Below are 19,246 nucleotides of genomic sequence, written 5' to 3' on the forward strand. Positions count from 1 at the left end.
CTATAAGAAGGTGAATAGAAATGGGAAAGAAAAGAAAACAGCAACAACATACAGATAATAGCTTAACAGCCAGCCTACCTAAGCAAGAGGCGGTCACATTAGCAGATCAGCTAGGTGGCGATGTGCTAGCAAAATTAAAAGCAGCCAAGCAAGATTTAACTGTTAAAGAGCAGGCAGCAGAAGAAGAACGACAAGCAAAACTAGCTTTTGAACGTAAACAACGTGAAAAAAATAAATCGTTTGAAGAACTACTAAACGAATATGGCGATAAAGGCTCTAAATTTTAAGAAAAAAACAGTGAATTCACACAGGTGGGTTCACTGTTTTGTCTTTTATAGCATTTAAATTATGTCGTTATAGTCGATATACAAAGAGAGATTTTTGAATTTAATGGAACGGGAGACGCTGCCAATAACATATACCTAATTGTAGTTTAGTATCGATTAAATTATGTTAGGAGAACAACATGGTAGAATTACAGACAGAAAGAATAAGATTAATTCCTTTAAACGCCAAGTATCTAAAATTACTAATAGAGCATGAGGAGCAAATGGCGGAGGAGTTGTCATTGAGTAAAGGTGTAGGGAGTTTAGATTGCGAGCTTAAACAAGCGCTGTATTTTAGACTTTCCAAAGTAGTAGAAGATGAGCAAAACTATCTGTGGCATACGAATTGGTTACTTGTGTTAACAGAAAAAAATTGTGCTGTTGGTGGCATAATGCTAAAAGGTATGCCGAATGAGCAAGAGGAAGTTGTGATTGGGTATTATACTTTTCCTTATTATCAGGGGCAGGGCTATATGACAGAATCAATCATCGCTCTAAAAAACTGGTTACTTCATCAGCCAAATGTAAAATACGTTATTGCAGATACCGAAAAAGATAATGTGGCATCCCATCGAGTTTTAGAAAAAGCAGGAGCTGCCTTGTATAAAGAAACAAACTCCCTCTATTTTTGGAGGTTCCAACTTTGAAATAAATGGCTATGACAAAAGGCTATGATTGTACCTTTTGTCTTTATGTTGTTGAAAAAAGGTAATGTCACAAGAAAAAGATTTTTTAGCAAGGCGTGGGGTTGATTTCCGTTCCGCCAGAGATCTTTCCGTGGGGCGTCCGATGAGCCGCTTCACTGTGACGCTAAATCCCCTAGGAGTGATGCTGGCTCCGCTCAATCAACCATGCTGCAAAAGTGCCACTTCATGGTCCTTCATAGTAGCAGTAGTGAATAAAATATTTCTATTTTTAGAGAGTGGAGAAGGGATTCATCACAACGACCATCAATAAAGTGAGTAGTGAACACCTTCATTTTATTTGTGAAACCTTTGTAAAAAATAGCGCTCTTTTGCGGAACGGCAAACCTTTTTTACTTTAATTTCGATGGATTTTTTGTTATTCAACACAATGAAGACAAAAGGCTAGGATAATGCCTTTTGTCTTTTATTTTTGAGTATTTTTCTCAGTGCTACAGCGAGACTAACAAAAACAATGGCTCCAGCTGTATCGACAAGTACATCCTGAGCACTCATTGTACGACCTGGTGTAAAGCTTTGGCGAAATTCATCAAGCGTAGCAATCACAGCTGTTCCACCAATGGCAATACTTGCTGCAAAACGTCGTTTTCCCCAGGCAAAGTATAGGCCAAGTGCGATACAGCCAAATCCCATGAAGTGTGTCAATTTACGAATTAAAAACTCTACAAATGGAAAATAACCACGTTCTTCAACTGAAACGATGGTTCCCCAATAGGGAATTTTTAAAATAGATAGTTGTTTTTCAAAAGGTTTATTGGCAAGCAAATCTTCTAATTCTGGTAGTATGCTCTGTTGCTCATAGGTCATACTAGAGGAGATTACTAGTACAACTAGACAAATGATAAAAATTAGCCATTTTTTCATCGATGTTCTTGATAAATCTCATTTTTTGTTCGCTCATTCGCTAACTTAAAATCTGTTATGGAATTGATTTTCTCGTAGGCAGCAAGTGTTTGAGCTAGCTGTTGTTGTGAGCTTGCGCCAATGACCGTAGAAGCGATTGTCGGCTCTTTCAGATTAAAAGCGATAGCCAATGCATGCAAATCATCATAGTGTGAAGCTAAGTCTGTTAACGTTGTTGTTAACTCCTCAGCTGTATAGGTGTTAAAACCATTAACCTGTTGTAGACGTTGTTGCCAGCTATTCGTTAATAAGCCCTTTGCCACTGTGCCACGTGTTACAACAGATGCACCTTGACTCGCAATAAACTCAAGCCATTCTTCAGGGCGGCGATCTAGAGCACTATATTGCATCATAACGCTTTTAGCTGAGCTTACAGGTAAAAACCGTTGCAAAACATTTGGACGAATAGAGGAAATGCCATATTCACGAATGAGCCCGTCTTTTTTCAATCCCTCAAAAGTGTCAATAATTCCATCCCAATCATCCTCGATTGTGCCACCGTGTAATTGATATACATCAATATAGTCCGTTCCTAAACGTTGTAAGCTAGCATGGACAGCTTCTTTTATATAGGATGGTGATGCATCCCACTGCCAGCCATCTACACCTTCTACCCAACGATTACCTACTTTTGTTGCTAAGATGACATCATGACGACGTTTACCTAACGTTGTGCCAATAATCTCTTCGTTAGCACCATAATCATATAAATCAGCTGTATCTATATAATTAATACCAGCATCTAGTGCCATATCGACAATGGCAGCTGCTTGTGTTTTATCTGTCGAAAGAGACATGCCTCCTAAACTAATCTCTGAAATAAACAATTCGCTTGTACCAAGCTGTCTTTTTTTCATACGAATGACCTCCTTCGATTTCTCTACTTGTAATGGTACAATGAACATATCTGAAGAACAAGCGAGGTAATCGTCAATGAAAAAGTTTGAGGAAAAAACAACGAAATCGACACCAATCTATGACGGAAGAATAATAAAACTACAAATTGATGATGTTACATTACCAAATGGACAGGTTGCAAAACGTGAAATAATTAAGCACCCAGGTGCCGTAGCAGTGATTGCTGTTACGGACAAGGGGAAACTAGTGTTAGTAGAACAATATCGCAAAGCGCTGGAGCGTTCTATTATTGAAATTCCGGCTGGAAAACTTGAGCCTGGTGAGGAACCTGTGGTGACAGCACGCCGAGAATTAGAGGAAGAGACAGGCTATGGAGCGCATAAACTTACTTTTTTACAAACCTTTGCAACATCACCAGGCTTTGCGGATGAAGTCATTCATTTGTTTGTAGCGAGGGAATTATATACAATAGACAATAAAGCAGATTTAGATGAGGATGAATTTGTCGAACTTTTAGAAGTTTCGTTGGAAGAAGCACAATTAATGGTGGCTGACCAGCGTATATATGATGCTAAAACAGCATTTGCAGTACTGTGGCTGGCTGCAAATTTAGAAAAGAATCTTTTAGCATAATAGAGACGGACGAGCATAAGCTGTACAAACCTTGATAGAAAAGGAGCATGTTTATGTCTCGTACGGTGTCTATTTTTTATCACGCTTCCATCATTGCGGTAAGTTTTGTTTGTGGCGTTATTTTCTTTCATATTATTGGTGGACCGAAAGCGGAACCCTTTATTTTATTTATAGAGCCTCGTTTAGCAGATGGGGACAGGCAATCCATTTTTCGTTTAGTGCTGCCTGTCGCTATTTCCATAGGTCTTGTATTATTACTAGCAACACATAGCGTCTTAAAGGTGTTAGTGCGTGTGACTGTAGCCATGCGTGCCACTTTTTTTGGCTTTAGTTCGGTTTTTTTATTACAAAAACTTGAAGCTTTTTGGCTTTATACGATTTGGTGGTTTCCATTTCAGCTCATCTATTGTATATTGTTGCTAGTCCTATGCAATTTACTTGTACCCGCTTGGTCAAAGCGAAAAATCGGGAAACAAGTATCTGGTCGGACAATTTTGTTGAATTTTATCGCATTTTTCATCATAATAGTTGCTGAGTTTATTGTTATTTCATATGTGTTAAAATGATGGATTGAATAGACAAAAATTGTGATCAGATAAAAAAGTAGAAGCAGGTTAGAAATCTATTCACTATCTTGTAATAGGATTTACTCCTTTGGTATAATGGAAAGAGTTTAGGGGGGCGTCACATGGAGAGCCGAATTGATCGTATAAAAAAACAGTTGCATAGTGCTAGTTACAAGCTGACGCCGCAGCGAGAAGCGACAGTTGCTGTCTTGCTTGAGCACGAAGAGGACCACCTAAGTGCTGAAGATGTTTATCTTTTAGTAAAGGAAAAAGCACCAGAGATTGGTCTAGCTACTGTTTATAGAACGTTAGAATTATTAACGGAGCTCAAAATTGTCGACAAAATCAACTTTGGCGATGGCGTATCGCGCTATGACTTACGCCAAGAGGGAGCTGCCCATTTCCACCATCATCTTGTTTGTATCGAATGTGGTGCTGTTGATGAAATTCAAGAAGATTTACTTGAAGATGTGGAAGCCGTTGTTGAAAAACGTTGGAACTTTATCATAAAAGATCACCGACTAACTTTCCACGGCATATGCTGGCGCTGTCATGATAAAAACGACGAATCGAATGAAGAAAAATAACAAAAAACTGTCTGTTTTAATCTTTGGTATAGATTGAATCGGGCAGTTTTTTGTTTTTATAAAAATGAAGTACAAATTCTATTATGGTTGGTGGTTTATGTCGAACGGAGGGTGCTTTAGCACATTTCTTAAGGCCATGCTAAAATAGAGAATAATTGACAGTAAGGGGGCGTTGTGATGAATGAATTTCAATATGCAGTAGAGGACTATATCCATTTTATTCAGGTGGAAAGGCAGTTATCTGTTAATACATTAGCATCCTATCGCCGAGATTTAGAAAGCTATGTGCATTTTTTACAGGAAGCAGAGGGTATGGCTGATTTTAGTCGTGTGGAACGGACAACTATATTACGCCATTTAGAGCAATTGCGGGCACAGGGGAAGACAAGTCGTACAGTTGCCCGTCATATTTCATCTATTCGGAGTTTCCACCAATTTTTACTACGAGAAAAGCGTGCAGAAACCGATCCTACAGTTCATTTGGAAATGCCGACAATTGAGCAAAAATTGCCTAATATCTTATCTATCGAAGAAATTGAAGCATTACTAACAGCTCCGAATCGAAGTAAGCCACAAGGCATACGTGATCTTGCCATGCTGGAGTTATTATATGGGTCTGGTATGCGTATCAGTGAACTCATTGCACTGGATTTAGCTGATATTCATTTAACCATGGGCTTTGTACGTGTATTTGGGAAGGGCGGCAAGGAGCGAATCATTCCACTCGGCAAAAGCGCACTTTCGGCAATAAATGGCTATTTAAACGGTGCTCGTGGTCAATTACAGGGAAAGCACCCCAAAACAGATGCGTTTTTTATTAATCAAAGAGGGAAACGTTTAACAAGGCAGGGTTGTTGGAAATTAATGAAGGAGCATGCATTAAAGGCAGGCATCCAACATGAATTAACACCACATACATTGCGTCATTCCTTTGCCACTCATTTGGTTGAAAATGGAGCCGATTTACGAGCGGTACAGGAGATGCTTGGTCATGCAGATATTTCTACTACGCAGATTTATACACATATTAGCAAAACAAGATTATCTGAGGTCTATAAGCAATTCCATCCACGTGCTTAAAACATCATAGGAAAAAATTATATTTCAGTCGGATGTCTGACCTTTATTTTTCGCATTTTTTTGGTAAAATAGAGTCATGAGATTAGGAGGCAACCATTATGAATAAACCATTTAATAAAATCCATGTCGTTGTCATGGACTCCGTAGGTATTGGTGAAGCACCAGACGCTGCAAATTTCGGTGATGTTGGCGCGCATACACTAGGACATATCGCTGAAAAAATGAATGGGCTTACAATGCCAGTAATGGAGTCATTTGGTTTAGCGAATATTGAACCATTGCATGGAATGCATGCAACTACTGACCCTAAAGCATACTACGGTAAAATGCAAGAAGCATCAGTTGGTAAAGACACGATGACAGGCCATTGGGAAATCATGGGGTTAAATATTGATAAACCATTTAAAGTGTATCCAGATGGGTTTCCAGCGGAGCTAATTGAGGAGCTAGAGAAACGTACAGGTCGTAAAGTACTGTGCAATCAGCCAGCAAGTGGTACACAAGTGATTGAAGACTTCGGGAAGGAGCATATGGAAACAGGAGCGATTATTGTCTATACATCAGCCGATCCTGTTTTACAAATTGCGGCTCATGAGGAAATCATTCCACTAGAAGAGTTATATAAAATTTGCGAAATTGCTCGTGAATTAACATTACAGCCTGACTATTTAGTAGGTCGCGTCATCGCCCGACCATTTGTGGGTACGCCTGGAAACTTTACTCGTACATCCAATCGCCATGATTATGCGTTAAAGCCATTTGGTCGTACAACGATGAACGTTTTGAAGGACGCGGGATTAGATGTGATTGCCATTGGAAAAATCTCAGATATTTTCAATGGTGAAGGTGTGACAGATTCGGTCCGTACAAAAAATAATATGGATGGTATGGATCAATTTGCAGAAGTTGTACGTCGTGACTTCCGCGGACTTAGCTTCTTAAATTTAGTGGACTTTGACGCCAATTTCGGCCATCGTCGTGATCCACTAGGCTATGGACAAGCATTACAAGAATTTGATGCACGCCTACCAGAAATTCTAGAAGCCATGTCAGAAGACGATTTATTAATTATTACAGCAGATCACGGCAATGATCCAACCTTCCCAGGGACAGATCATACACGTGAATATGTACCACTAATTGTCTATTCACCACGTTTTAACGGTGGGGCGGAACTTGCGCTTCGTGAAACTTTTGCAGATATTGCAGCAACAGTTGCTGAAAACTTTCATGTAGAAGCACCACCATTCGGTAAAAGTTTCTTACATGATTTGAAATAAGGGGGTTTTTTCGTATGAATATGGTTCAATTGTTTGAAAAGAAAAAACAAGGATTAGAGCTTTCTCAAGCTGAAATTCAGTATTTTGTTGAAGGCTATACGACAGGCTCAATCCCAGATTATCAAGCAAGTTCTTTATTAATGGCGATACGTTTACTGGGCATGTCTGATGATGAGACATTTTATTTAACAAAGGCAATGATCGAATCAGGCGATGTCATTGATTTAACATCTATTGAAGGCTTTAAAATTGATAAACACTCAACAGGAGGAGTTGGTGACAAGGTCACACTTGTTGTCACACCAATTATTGCTGCTCTAGGAATTCCTGTTGCGAAATTTAGCGGTAAAGGTTTAGGGATTACTGGGGGAACAATCGATAAGCTGGAATCCATTCAGGGCTTTAAAACAGAACTTTCATCACAAGAGTTCATTGATAATGTCAATCAGCATAAAATTGCCGTTGCTGGACAAACAGGTAATCTTGTACCAGCCGACAAAAAATTGTATGCATTGCGTGATGTGACAGGTACTGTCGATTCTATTCCATTAATCGCAGCATCGATTATGAGTAAAAAAATTGCAAGCGGTGCCGATGGTATTGTACTCGATGTAAAATGTGGCTCAGGTGCGTTTATGAAGACGCAGGAAGAAGCACAGCGTTTAGCGGATACAATGACGGCCATTGGAGAAAAACTTGGACGTAAAGTCATCGCACATATTAGTGATATGGATAATCCATTAGGGAAAATGATTGGTAATAAGCTTGAGGTTGTCGAGGCATATGCCTTATTAAGTGGACGTTTAGAAGAAACGCATGAGGATTTGGTGGATGAATGTGTGGTCATCTCTTCCTTAATGTACCAAATCGCTGCTGGCGTGAATGAAGCGGAAGCGACTGCTGCGGTGAAGCGAGTACTTGCAGATGGCTCTGCAGCTGCAAAATTCGAGGAGTTTATTGTGGCGCAAGGTGGAGTAGTCTCTGATATTGTTCAAAATGAAACAGCTCATAAAGTAGCAGTGACAGCGATTACAGGGGGCACTGTGGAAACCATTAATGCCTTATTAGTTGGGGAAGCAAGTGTTAGTCTAGGCGCTGGACGTTTAACGAAGGAATCGAAGCTAGATTATGATGCAGGCATTCAGCTTATTGCTAAAAAAGGTGACCATGTCCATACTGGCGATACGATTGCTTATTTATATTCAAATCAACCAATTGATGAAGAGACAATTAATAAAATTCAGCAAGCTTATACAATTGCATAAAGATCCTTAGCGAGAGCTCTCACTTTAAGAGGGCTCTCGCTTTTTTGTGTTCCATGAATCGCCAAACTTTAGCAATCGATAGCGTTTAGAAATTGTTGATTTATCCCATACTGCACTTAACCTAAAAAGCTATAAGTATGTCGATTAGACACTATTTCGGAAGACTTTGCACTAGTTCTGTCAGCCGCAAGGATTCACCATATTGAATGTGGAATTGCACGAGGAGGAGGCGATGTTCATGCATTATCAATTAGAAATGGTCACAAGAGAGACAGTCGTTATACGTTTGTTTGGGGAGCTCGATCATCATGCAGTAGAACAAATTCGAGCGAAAATTTCTGCAGCAATTTTTCAAGGCACTGTGACGACCATCATTTGGAACTTAGAAGGGCTATCGTTTATGGATAGTTCGGGAGTTGGCTTAGTGCTTGGTCGGATGCGTGAGTTAGAAGCAGTTGCTGGGCGAACTATTTTATTGAATCCATCGCCAACAATGCGAAAAGTATTTCAATTTTCAGGATTAGGGCCATGGATGATGGATGCAACAGAGGAACAAGCGATTGATCGCGTAAGGGGGATTGTAAATGGATAACGAAATGACATTAACTTTTTTGGCAATTAGTGAAAATGAAGCTTTAGCGCGTGTAGCAGTGACAGGCTTTATTGCACAATTAGACCCAACTATTGATGAACTATCAGAATTTAAAACAGTTGTCTCAGAAGCGGTTTCCAATGCCATTATTCATGGCTATGAAGAAGATGGTAAGGGTGTTGTGACAGTTCATGCTAAACGTGAGGATGATATTGTGACAGTATCTGTCATGGATAAAGGGGTAGGAATTGAGGACGTTAGTCGAGCGATGGAGCCGTTATTTACAACGAAAAGTATGATGGAACGTTCAGGTATGGGCTTCACTATTATGGACAGTTTTTCGGATCAGCTGACAGTTATATCAAAATGGCAAGAAGGAACAACTGTAACATTCACGAAGAAATTTTACACAGTTCGCACAGCGGTAATGTGAGGTTAAGCCCGTGAAGCCGTTAGAACAGTCGTCCGATAAGCTTTTGTCTCAGGAGGAAATGCGTGATTTAATTGCACGCGCACAGCAGGGCGATCATGAGGCTCGTAAACGAATGGTAGAAGGCAATACGAGACTTGTGTGGTCCATTGTTCAACGTTTTACAACGAGAGGTGTTGAGCTTGAGGATTTATTCCAGATTGGCTGCATAGGGCTCATGAAATCTGTGGATAAATTCGATTTAACATATGATGTGAAATTTTCAACCTATGCCGTACCGATGATTATTGGAGAAATTCAACGCTTTTTAAGGGATGATGGCATGGTGAAGGTGAGCCGTTCTATTCGTGAGCTCAATTTTAAAATCCGTCATGCTACTGACGAATTTATTAAAAAGAACGAACATCCTCCAACTATTCAAGAACTCGCTCAGGTGCTTGGTGTGACAACCGAGGAAATTGTCACCGCATCCGATGCGCTGAGAGACCCAGCCTCTCTTCATGAACAATTGTATGAAAGTGAGGGGGATTCCATTACATTAATGGATCAAATGAAGGATGAGAAATCAGAGCAACCATTTGATTATATCCCACTGAAAGAAGTACTAACGAGACTTGAGCCGAGAGAGCAGTCTATCATATATCTTCGCTATTTTTCAGATTGCACGCAAACTGAAATTGCAAATAGATTAGGTATATCTCAGGTACAAGTATCCCGATTAGAGAAAAAAATTCTTGCCCAGCTGAAAAGTTGGATGGCAACCAGTGCAACAGTGGAGCAGGAAGTAATAAAAAAAGACATCTAAGAAAATGGTGACAGCATGACAAATAAATTATTTAACAGCTTAGAAGAAGCCGAAGATTTTCTTATAGAACATTTTGGTGACGGCGAATCATTTGACGTTGGGATTAAACACTTATTTGTCAAAGATTTGCCGGTCCTTTGTGCATATATTAGTGGGCTTGTAGATGGAGAAGCTTTAACACAGTTACTTTCTAGTATGCTCCCAGATGAGGACGTTGAGATTGAAGTGGAGGATGAGAAGGAATACTTTGAGTCCTATTTTAATTTCCATGGACGTTCAGAGGAAACAGAGCGTAAAGCCTATTTACTAGCCATTTTAAGTGGACAGGTCACCTTTATTACCAAAAGTGGCTATTGCTACGTTGCAGAGCTTAGAAACTATCCAGGACGTTCTCCAGAAGAGCCAGATAATGAAAAAGTTATCCGTGGCTCAAGGGATGGCTTTACAGAAGGAATTTCTCAAAATACAGCTTTAATACGTAGGCGAATTCGCAATAGTAATTTACGTTTCGAGCTACATAAAATATCCAAAATCGGTCAAACCGACGTGGCGATCGCGTTTATGAAGGATGTTGCCAATGAAGATATGCTCGAAAGTTTACGACAGCGTCTTGGACAAATTAATCATGATGGCTTGACGATGGCCGATAAATCATTAGAAGAATGGCTTTTTAAACAAAAGTTCCATCCAGTGCCATTTGTACGTTATACGGAAAGACCTGATATTGCAGCTGCCCATCTACTTGAAGGGCATATAGCTATATTAGTCGATACCTCTCCATCCGTTATTTTAGTGCCTGTTACCATGTTTCATTTATTACAGCATGCGGAGGAATATCGACAGGCACCGACTGTAGGGACGTTTGTACGTTTAATGCGATATTTTGGCTCCGTTATGGGTTTACTTTTATTGCCATTGTGGTATGTATTTGCAACGAATGAATCCTTACTTCCGGATGCCCTCTCCTTTTTAGGTACGGAGGAGAAATCGCATGTACCATTGTTATTGCAAATACTGATTGCAGATATTGGCATCGAGTTTTTGAGGATGGCCGCCATTCATACTCCGTCACCATTATCGACAGCGATGGGATTGGTTGCGGGGGTAATCATTGGTCAAATTGCGATTGATGTTGGATTATTCTCTTCAGAGGTGGTCCTCTATACAGCAGTTGCAGCTATTCTTATTTTCATTATTCCGTCCTATGAGCTCAGTATCTCCATTAAAATTTTTAGGTTACTGTTACTGCTGATGACGGGTCTCTGGGGTGTCAATGGGTTATTTATTGGTTTATTTTTATTGTTTACCTATTTATGTTCATTGCGACCAATGCAGGCACCTTATTTATGGCCGCTTGTTCCATTCTTTCCAACGGCAATGCTTCGTGTCATCATTCGTTTCCCAATGACTTCTGATGCATTAAGACCTTATGTAGTCGCTTCCAAACAGCGAAAAAGATCATAGGAGCCGTTGCACTCGTTTTTTTCATGTGATAAAGTTCACATATAGTATTTTGTGATTTTTGCAAAAATTATTTTCATTCAAGAAAAAGCAAGTATTATACATTTGTTTTTTTATGTTTGATGGAAATAATTTCTTGATGGGATGGCTTTAAATGGTAAAGAATGATTCCACTATCAAGCCGTAAAAATAACAAGATGGAACGATGTGAAAAGGGAGAGATGCACATGCATTTATATGGAACACAAGCGATTTCTGAAGATGGTCATTTAACAATTGGACAGGTAGACACACTAGAGCTAGCAAAAGAGTATGGTACACCACTTTTCGTGTATGATACTGCACTTATTCGTAAGCGTGCACGCAGCTTTATCGATACGTTTAAAAAACTAGGCGTAAAAGCAGAAGTAGCTTATGCTTCAAAAGCATTTGCATGTGTAGCGGTGTATCAATTAGCAGCAGAAGAAAATTTATCATTGGATGTTGTATCTGGTGGGGAGTTATTTACTGCATTAAAGGCAGGTTTCCCTGCAGAGCGCATTCATTTTCATGGTAACAATAAAAGCATTGCTGAAATAGAGCTAGCTTTTGACTCCAAGATTGGATGTATTGTTGTAGATAATTTCTATGAAATACAGCTTTTAAAAGAAATTTCGGAGCGCCGTCAGCAAAAAATGCGTATATTATTACGTGTTACACCAGGTGTTGAAGCACATACGCATGATTTCATCACGACAGGTCAAGCAGATTCAAAATTCGGCTTTGACTTAAACAATGGTCAAGCGGATGAAGCATTCCAACAAACATTTAGCCATGAATTCCTAGAGTTACTAGGCTTACATTGTCATATTGGCTCACAAATTTTTGACACTGCTGGTTTTGGCTTAGCTGGAGAAAAATTGATTGACAAAATTTCTGATTGGAACAAGACTCACGGATTTACATGTACTGTGTTAAACTTAGGTGGGGGCTTTGGTATTCGTTATACTGAAGAAGATGCACCGCTTGAGCCACAAGTATATGTAGAGGATATGATTACAGTTGTCAAAAATAAAGCAACTGTTCTTGGACTGAAGATGCCGGAAATTTGGATTGAACCAGGTCGATCACTTGTAGGTGATGCAGGAACATCTCTTTATACAATCGGTTCACAAAAAACAGTGCCAGATGTGCGCAAATATATTGCGGTTGATGGCGGTATGAGTGATAATATCCGACCAGCATTATACGACGCTAAGTATGAGGCAGTCATCGCAAGTAAGGCGAATGAGCCGAAAGGTGAACTCTATACAGTTGCTGGTAAATTATGTGAATCTGGCGATAAATTAATTATTGATGCTAAACTACAAGATGCTGCTTCAGGTGATGTGTTAGCCATTTTCTGTACAGGTGCGTATGGTTACTCGATGGCTAGTAACTATAATCGTGTGCCAAGACCTGCTGTTGTATTTGTAGAGGATGGACAGCATCAACTAGCTATTCGCCGCGAAAGTTATGAAGATATTGTGCAAAACGATCTCCCGCTAACTTTAAAAAAGGGTGAGTAAATTTGAGGAAAAATAAGTGGGTATTACTAGCGTCCATTACAACATTTATTTTATTATGGGGCGTAGTCTATTGGGTGTTGGCGTCGAAAGGTATTCTCGGACCTGGTTCGTAAGACAGAAATTGGCTTGCGGTAAAAGTACAAATCGTGTAGGATAGTCAAAGATTATGTACAGCTAGAAAAAGAGGGAATAGACAAATATGTTAATTCGATATAAAAAAGCTTTAGAGAAAATAGCAATGGGGCTACTTTCGTTTATGCCTAACGAAAAAGACGTAAAAAAGCTTACAGAAACCATCCACTCCTATGAAAATGATGATAATTGGGTTTTATACTTATGGAAAAAGAATGATGAATATGTTGGCATAGTAGGGCTTGTTGTTGATGAGCATAATATAGCTACGATCCAGCACGTGTCGGTGATCCCTTCCTATAGGGGCGAGGGTGTAGCAACCGAGATGCTTCAAGAAGTGGCGGAACTTGGCCAATATGAAAGTGTACGTGCTACAGATGAAACACGTAGTTTCGTTCAAAAATGTATTCATTGTACCGATGAAAAAGCAGACGATTAACACCGTCTGCTTTTTCTTTGTTTGCTTTCTTGTCGCTCTGCAAGAATATGTGAGCGATCTCGTAGCATATGTTTATGAAGAAGATAATTTGAGCTGTTCGATGGCAAAAGCTTTATACGTGCTATGGCTAACTCCAGCAAGTGAGGTGAAAGAGGGAGCTGGAAAGTTTGAAAGGACTTGCCCGTTTTTATCGAAGTAAGAGCTATTGTCATTTGTGTTAGGAGTTCATGATAATCAATTTCTTGGAAAAAAATATGCCCTTCATTTACTTGAAAATTATGAAGTGCTTTTTCTAAAATTCGTTTAGCACCAGTATTGTTACCACGTCGCCAATGATAGAAACCTGTTGCCAGCTGTACATAGCCGACAAGTGGATGCATTTTATCACCAGGTGCAATTTCCTTCCAATATTCCTCTAGCACTTCATGGCATTCAAAAAAATCTTGATTGCCATTAAAATAGGCACAGTAATCTATAAATAAAGTATGATGCTGTGGATGCATTTTGGACTCCTTTCCACTATACTAAAAGAACATAGAATCTCAGGGTGGTAAAATAATGTCTTATGAAGTAAAATTAGAAGCCTTTTCAGGGCCTCTTGATTTATTATTGCATTTAATTCACAGATTGGAAATTGATATCTATGATATCCCAATGGCTGAAATTACACAACAATATATCGACCATATACATGCAATGCAAGTACTGGAATTAAATGAAGCAAGTGAATATTTAGTAATGGCAGCAACCTTGCTGGCAATTAAAAGCCGCATGTTATTGCCGATTCACGAAGGAGAGATGGAGGACGCAGAATTAGAAGTGGACGGACCTGACCCTCGTGAAGAACTGGTGCAACGCTTAATCGAATATAAAAAATACAAGGAAGCAGCAAGTAATTTGCAAGAGCTTGAAACAGACAGAGCACAAGTATTTACGAGGCCTCCTGCGGATTTAACAGGATTAGCCTCAGAAGAACAGATGGCTTTATTTGATTTGAATGTGAATATCTATGATATGCTTGGCGCATTTCAAAAATTGATGCGTCGTAAAAAATTAAAGAAACCATTAAAAACAACTGTAGCAAGGCAGGAACGATCAGTAAAAGATCAAATGCGTTCTGTTGTGGATTCTTTACGATTAACAGGTGGACGTGCATCATTTTTCGAGCTTTTTCCCTATGAAGATAAGCCAACACTTATTCTGACGTTTGTATCCCTTCTTGAACTGATGAAACGTCAGATCGTCATCGTAGAGCAAGATGGTAACTTTGAAGAATTAACGGTTACCTTACAGAAGGAGGAATGGGAAGATGACGAAAACATTGATGTTACAGAGTAGAATTGAAGCCTTATTATTTGTTGTGGGAGATGATGGCTTAACGATTAAACAACTATCACAACTTTTAGGTGAGCAGGAAGAGTTTATCCTCCAAACAATGAATACATTGAGAGAAACCTATGAAGAAGATTTAGCAAGAGGAATTACGGTGAAAGAAATTGCAGGCGTCTATCAGCTTATTACAAAATCTGAGTTTGCCGATACAATTCAAAGATTAGTAGAAAATCCAACCGCACAATCCTTATCTCAAGCCTCCCTCGAAGTGTTAGCAATAGTGGCATACAAACAGCCCATTACCCGTGTAGCGATAGAAGATTTGCGTGGTGTCAAGTGTGAACGACCAATCCAAACGTTAGTTTTACGAGGCTTAATTAAAGAGGTAGGACGGTCAGAAGGAACTGGACGTGCCATCTTATATGGGACAACAAAAGAGTTTTTACATTATTTTGGCTTAAATAATATAGAAGAAATGCCTCCTCTACCTGATGAGGACCTTGTTGATACAGAACAAGAAACAGATTTATTTATGACGAAGTTCCAAGAGACATTTAGCGGGGCAAAATAATGGTTAGGTATAATGCGTAGCCTTCAACATAAATATAAATCTATAATTTCCTATCACATTGAATAAGGAGTGGCTCGTTGCTTCGGTTATTTCGTTTAACACTGTTTATGATCATTGTGTTAATGGTAATGCTTCCTCAGACTAGCTTTGCAAGAGGAGGAAGCGGCTATGCTGTCTTGGATGGCGATACAGGTCGACTTTTAATTGGATCCAATAGCGATGAACGATTACCTATTGCTAGCCTCACAAAAATTTGGACAGCACTTGTGGCAATTGAAAATAGTGACTTGCAGGATGAAGTCGTTATATCCCCTAAGGCTGCTATGGCTGAGGGGAGCTCTATTTACCTACAGGCTGGTGAAACGGTGACAGTTGAAACGTTATTGTATGGCTTAATGCTACGTTCTGGCAATGATGCTGCAACAGCTTTAGCCGAACATGTAGGAGGGTCTGTAGAGGGTTTTGTCAAATTAATGAATGAAAGAGCTGTTATTGCAGGTCTTACCAATACCGTCTTTATGAATCCTTCTGGTCTTCATCATGATGAGCATTTATCGTCTGCAAGAGATACTGCTGAGATGTTAAGACTTGCGTTGCAAAATAAAACATTTGAGAAAATCGCTTCAACGGTACTTTATCGGGCAAATACAGTAAACGGAATGTTATGGGAAAATAAACACCGTCTATTAAGAGAGGGTTCAGGAATGGCAGCAGATATAGATGATGAGACAGAACAGCCTGTTAGTTCCTTAAAGTCAGCCACTGGTACTGCTTTCGCTGGAAAAACGGGCTTTACTAAGGTCGCTGGACGAACACTTGCAACGGCCTTTCAAAAGGACGGGCAAATCTGCGTTGTCGTCACATTAAATGAATCAGATGATTGGAATGTACATCGAGGCTTATCCAATAAAGTATGGCAAGATTATAGTCTTGAAACAGTAGTGAAAAAGGGTAAATACAATGTCAATAAAAAGTTGGCTATTCGTTTACAAGAGCCCGTTCGACTACAGTTAAATAAAGAGGAAAAAGAACAAGTGAGGCAAGTATTACATGTTTCAAGGAAACGCCAAGAAGCAGTCTTGTCTATCTTTATAGGCGAAGAACGGATTTATGCAACGCCAGTAAAAGTTGAATCAGCGGATCGTTAAAAACGATTTGCTGATTTTTTACATTATTTGATCAATTGATGTTAAATTTGGTAAAATGATAATGAATTTAAAATTCTTAATTTTCGAAAAAAAGGGGTGAGGAAATTGAGGAAAGCTTCAATGGAAAGTAATGGTAGGCAAATTCAATTTGGGCTAATCATTATCTTATTCTTATCAAGTTTAATTGTGCCTGTCATTCTTCTATATCCAATTCAAGAGATACTATATCGACCTAATGAATTTTATTATTTTGCACCTTATTTTAATGCTTATATTATCTTTATGGTCTCTTTATTTGTCATGGCCCTCGTACTACTAATCAATTATTTGATCATACCTAAAACGAAAAAAAGAAAGAATATAAAACGTGGTCTAGTATCTACTTCCTTATTAATTGCCTTAGGTTTCATCGCATTAAGCTTTAATACTTATAAATGGATAGATTCAAGAGGTATTCATATGAATCCATTTTTTAGTTTAAAAGTAAATTTTGTCGAGTGGGAAGAAATAGTGAAAGTTGAGCAGGTTAATCTAGAAAAAAGTGGTGTGACAAAGCCTGATCATCTGGTTTTTACATTTCAAGATGGTTCCACAATTGAGGAACCTTTGGCAGGCAACATGGTACTGGCTAAAAACTATATAGCCAATGAGTTAAAGCAACGTGGCCTAACAATTGAAAATGTATACAGATAAAAGCTGCCGAATGGTAGCTTTTTTTGTGTCAAAATAAACATTTTACAATCGATTCGCATGATTATCAAATGAGTATACTGCTAGTAAACAAAACAAAATCTCGGTTCAAATGTTAAGAAATTAACGAACGAGAAATTAGTCGGAATACTCAATTAAAAAATGTGAAATTTGTTTTTCTTTAATAATGTCTAAAAGTATGACATAATTTTCACAGATTAGCGGGAAAAATAACCCTATTCATTGGATCGAAATCGAATGATGACGAACGTGTCAATGTGAAAGAAAACTAGAGGTGAAAAAATGGAAAGATTACAAAAGGTCATTGCCTATGCAGGTGTTGCGTCAAGGCGCAAGGCAGAGCAATTGATTTTAGAAGGTAAAGTTAAAGTAAATGGTGTAGTGGTTCGTGAGTTAGGAACAAAGGTATCTAATTCCGATACAATTGAAGTAGAAGGTGTAAAACTAGAAAAAGAAGATAAGGTATATTTCTTACTTTACAAACCACGTGGAACAATTTCTGCAGTTACAGATGATAAAGGACGCAAAACTGTCACAGATTTATTTCATCATATTCCGCAACGTATTTTCCCAGTTGGTCGTCTTGATTATGATACATCTGGATTATTGCTATTGACAAATGATGGAGAATTTTCCTATATGTTGACACATCCGAAATTTAAAATTGACAAAACATATATCGCTCGTGTCAAAGGAGTGCCAACAATTGAAGGGCTTAAAAAGCTTCAACGAGGGATCAAATTAGAGGATGGAAAGACAGCACCTGCTAAGGTAAGTATGACATCTTTCGATGAAAAAGCGGGCAAAGCTATTTGTGAAATTACGATTCATGAAGGGCGCAATCGCCAAGTTCGTCGTATGTTTGAAGCGATTGGAACACCCGTTGTTAAATTAAAACGCGAACGCTTTGCTTTTTTAGATTTATTTGGTCTTGCTCCAGGAGAATACCGTGAATTATCAAAGCATGAAGTAAAGCAACTACGTGTGTTAGCAGAAACAGGAAAGCTTGATTAATGCAATGTTGCCAGAAGAAAGTGTGGATACCAATAGAGGTATTTGGATGTTTACACTTTCTTTGTGGTGAAATCGTTCATAAATCATTCATAATTAATAGCTAAGTGTTTTTGTATCATTTTGCTATAATAGGTGAGAATAGTACACCTAGTAGCAGTTTGTTCAAAAAAGCTGTAACACATTTAATCCGGTATTGTTGACGTCAATGTGAAAGAAGCTTTTACATATTTATAGACGTATAGAGAGTGAAAAAGTTCTATTTGTTACTTCAATATGTAAAAGCAACGCAAGCCGTAATTGATAGGGGGTTTATTAACTTGGAGAAAAAGAAAAAACGTCTTGTACTGCGAACTGTCATTTTAGCTGTGTTAGCGTTGGCAATCGGGTACACAGTATATGGAACAGCAACAAAGGAAAAAGTAGAGTTAGTAGCAGTAGGCTCTGAGGCACCTGACTTCACGTTAGTAGATTTAAACGGTGAAAAACATAAATTGTCGGATTATAAAGGGCAAGGGGTATTTTTAAATTTCTGGGGAACTTGGTGTAAGCCTTGTGAGAAGGAAATGCCCGCAATGGACAATCAGTATCAAGAATTTAAAGATCACGGTGTACAAACATTAGCTGTCAATATTGCTCAAACAGATTTTGAAGTACAGAATTTTGTCGATCGATATGGGTTGTCATTTCCAGTAGTTATCGACAAAACAAAAAGTGTTATGACTGCTTATAATGTAGGACAATTACCTGCAACAGTGTTAATTGATCCAGAAGGCAAAGTGGCCAAAATTATTACAGGTGAAATGACGGAGAAAGATATTGCTTCGTACATGGAATTAGTGAAGCCAAATAAGGAGTAAATGAC

Annotated in this window: 23 protein-coding genes; 20 read left to right on the forward strand and 3 right to left on the reverse strand. The window is 38.8% G+C overall.

Translation table 11 applies throughout. The annotated features are described in order from the left end of the window. The first annotated feature begins 20 nt into the window (after positions 1-20). Together JTI58_RS15330 and JTI58_RS15335 are read left to right on the forward strand one after the other, a co-directional pair. Positions 21-287 carry a YqkE family protein gene (locus JTI58_RS15330; protein WP_205442111.1) on the forward strand — a complete coding sequence of 89 codons (267 nt, stop codon included), beginning with the start codon at positions 21-23 and terminating at the stop codon, positions 285-287. A gap of 179 nt (positions 288-466) precedes the next feature. After that, a complete protein-coding gene (locus JTI58_RS15335) occupies positions 467-973 on the forward strand; it encodes a GNAT family N-acetyltransferase (protein WP_205442112.1) in 507 nt (168 codons plus the stop codon). A 441-nt stretch (positions 974-1,414) separates the two neighbouring features. Here JTI58_RS15335 and JTI58_RS15340 read toward each other — a convergent pair whose 3' ends face one another. Both JTI58_RS15340 and JTI58_RS15345 read right to left on the reverse strand, forming a co-directional pair. After that, the gene (locus tag JTI58_RS15340) at positions 1,415-1,894 is read right to left on the reverse strand and encodes a VanZ family protein (protein WP_205442113.1); all 480 of its coding nucleotides are present in this window, start codon (positions 1,892-1,894) and stop codon (positions 1,415-1,417) included. Further along, positions 1,891-2,790 (reverse strand): aldo/keto reductase, encoded by a 900-nt coding sequence (locus JTI58_RS15345; RefSeq protein ID WP_205442114.1) that lies wholly within the window; start codon positions 2,788-2,790, stop codon positions 1,891-1,893. The genes JTI58_RS15340 and JTI58_RS15345 overlap by 4 nt, the downstream gene beginning before the upstream one ends. Positions 2,791-2,866: 76 nt before the next feature. Between JTI58_RS15345 and JTI58_RS15350 the strand changes: the two genes are divergently transcribed. The 12 genes from JTI58_RS15350 (at position 2,867) to JTI58_RS15405 (ending at position 13,608) form a co-directional block, all read left to right on the forward strand. Continuing rightward, positions 2,867-3,424, forward strand: a complete 558-nt coding sequence (locus JTI58_RS15350; protein WP_205442115.1) for an NUDIX domain-containing protein — start codon at positions 2,867-2,869, stop codon at positions 3,422-3,424. 53 nt (positions 3,425-3,477) lie between these two features. Continuing rightward, positions 3,478-3,990: a hypothetical protein gene (locus JTI58_RS15355; RefSeq protein WP_205442117.1), complete on the forward strand. Its 513-nt coding sequence runs from the start codon at positions 3,478-3,480 to the stop codon at positions 3,988-3,990. Between the two features lie 122 nt (positions 3,991-4,112). Beyond that, positions 4,113-4,577, forward strand: coding sequence for a ferric iron uptake transcriptional regulator (locus JTI58_RS15360; protein ID WP_004232171.1), 465 nt, complete (start codon positions 4,113-4,115; stop codon positions 4,575-4,577). Between the two features lie 177 nt (positions 4,578-4,754). Beyond that, positions 4,755-5,657 (forward strand): site-specific tyrosine recombinase XerD, encoded by a 903-nt coding sequence (gene xerD / locus JTI58_RS15365; protein ID WP_205442118.1) that lies wholly within the window; start codon positions 4,755-4,757, stop codon positions 5,655-5,657. A 98-nt stretch (positions 5,658-5,755) separates the two neighbouring features. Then, positions 5,756-6,937: a phosphopentomutase gene (deoB, locus tag JTI58_RS15370; RefSeq protein WP_205442119.1), complete on the forward strand. Its 1,182-nt coding sequence runs from the start codon at positions 5,756-5,758 to the stop codon at positions 6,935-6,937. A 14-nt stretch (positions 6,938-6,951) separates the two neighbouring features. Then, complete coding sequence (locus JTI58_RS15375) at positions 6,952-8,202, forward strand: thymidine phosphorylase (protein WP_205442120.1); 1,251 nt, start codon at positions 6,952-6,954, stop codon at positions 8,200-8,202. A 238-nt stretch (positions 8,203-8,440) separates the two neighbouring features. Beyond that, positions 8,441-8,794, forward strand: a complete 354-nt coding sequence (spoIIAA, locus tag JTI58_RS15380) for an anti-sigma F factor antagonist (RefSeq protein ID WP_004232181.1) — start codon at positions 8,441-8,443, stop codon at positions 8,792-8,794. Next, on the forward strand, positions 8,787-9,227 hold the full coding sequence (spoIIAB, locus tag JTI58_RS15385; protein ID WP_205442121.1) for an anti-sigma F factor: 441 nt from the start codon (positions 8,787-8,789) through the stop codon (positions 9,225-9,227). Before spoIIAA ends, spoIIAB begins: the two co-directional genes overlap by 8 nt. 10 nt (positions 9,228-9,237) lie before the next feature. Then, entirely contained in the window at positions 9,238-10,029 is a 792-nt protein-coding gene (gene sigF, locus JTI58_RS15390; RefSeq protein WP_009370709.1) for an RNA polymerase sporulation sigma factor SigF, read from the forward strand. Positions 10,030-10,044: 15 nt separating this feature from the next. Then, positions 10,045-11,493 carry a spore germination protein gene (locus JTI58_RS15395; protein WP_205442122.1) on the forward strand — a complete coding sequence of 483 codons (1,449 nt, stop codon included), beginning with the start codon at positions 10,045-10,047 and terminating at the stop codon, positions 11,491-11,493. Between the two features lie 224 nt (positions 11,494-11,717). Continuing rightward, the gene (lysA, locus tag JTI58_RS15400; RefSeq protein ID WP_205442123.1) at positions 11,718-13,037 is read left to right on the forward strand and encodes a diaminopimelate decarboxylase; all 1,320 of its coding nucleotides are present in this window, start codon (positions 11,718-11,720) and stop codon (positions 13,035-13,037) included. Positions 13,038-13,236: 199 nt separating this feature from the next. Further along, a complete protein-coding gene (locus JTI58_RS15405) occupies positions 13,237-13,608 on the forward strand; it encodes a GNAT family N-acetyltransferase (RefSeq protein WP_205442124.1) in 372 nt (123 codons plus the stop codon). On the opposite strand, the gene JTI58_RS15410 is transcribed toward JTI58_RS15405, so the two are convergent. Continuing rightward, positions 13,605-14,111: a DUF309 domain-containing protein gene (locus JTI58_RS15410; RefSeq protein WP_205442125.1), complete on the reverse strand. Its 507-nt coding sequence runs from the start codon at positions 14,109-14,111 to the stop codon at positions 13,605-13,607. The two genes, JTI58_RS15405 and JTI58_RS15410, sit on opposite strands and share 4 nt — an antisense overlap. A 55-nt stretch (positions 14,112-14,166) precedes the next feature. On the opposite strand from JTI58_RS15410, the gene JTI58_RS15415 reads away from it, so the two are divergent. The 6 genes from JTI58_RS15415 (at position 14,167) to resA (ending at position 19,241) form a co-directional block, all read left to right on the forward strand. Further along, positions 14,167-14,946 carry a segregation/condensation protein A gene (locus JTI58_RS15415; protein ID WP_205442126.1) on the forward strand — a complete coding sequence of 260 codons (780 nt, stop codon included), beginning with the start codon at positions 14,167-14,169 and terminating at the stop codon, positions 14,944-14,946. Continuing rightward, positions 14,918-15,511: an SMC-Scp complex subunit ScpB gene (scpB, locus tag JTI58_RS15420; RefSeq protein WP_205442128.1), complete on the forward strand. Its 594-nt coding sequence runs from the start codon at positions 14,918-14,920 to the stop codon at positions 15,509-15,511. The genes JTI58_RS15415 and scpB overlap by 29 nt, the downstream gene beginning before the upstream one ends. Positions 15,512-15,588: 77 nt before the next feature. Then, positions 15,589-16,659: a D-alanyl-D-alanine carboxypeptidase family protein gene (locus JTI58_RS15425; protein WP_054550607.1), complete on the forward strand. Its 1,071-nt coding sequence runs from the start codon at positions 15,589-15,591 to the stop codon at positions 16,657-16,659. 105 nt (positions 16,660-16,764) lie between these two features. Then, positions 16,765-17,352, forward strand: coding sequence for an alkaline shock response membrane anchor protein AmaP (locus JTI58_RS15430; RefSeq protein ID WP_243456064.1), 588 nt, complete (start codon positions 16,765-16,767; stop codon positions 17,350-17,352). Positions 17,353-17,652: 300 nt separating this feature from the next. Then, positions 17,653-18,384 (forward strand): pseudouridine synthase, encoded by a 732-nt coding sequence (locus JTI58_RS15435; protein ID WP_004232209.1) that lies wholly within the window; start codon positions 17,653-17,655, stop codon positions 18,382-18,384. Between the two features lie 317 nt (positions 18,385-18,701). Beyond that, entirely contained in the window at positions 18,702-19,241 is a 540-nt protein-coding gene (gene resA / locus JTI58_RS15440) for a thiol-disulfide oxidoreductase ResA (protein ID WP_004232210.1), read from the forward strand. Positions 19,242-19,246: the final 5 nt, after the last annotated feature.

Origin of the sequence: Lysinibacillus fusiformis (assembly GCF_016925635.1) — a bacterium.
Taxonomy (GTDB): Bacteria; Bacillota; Bacilli; order Bacillales_A; family Planococcaceae; genus Lysinibacillus; species Lysinibacillus fusiformis_F.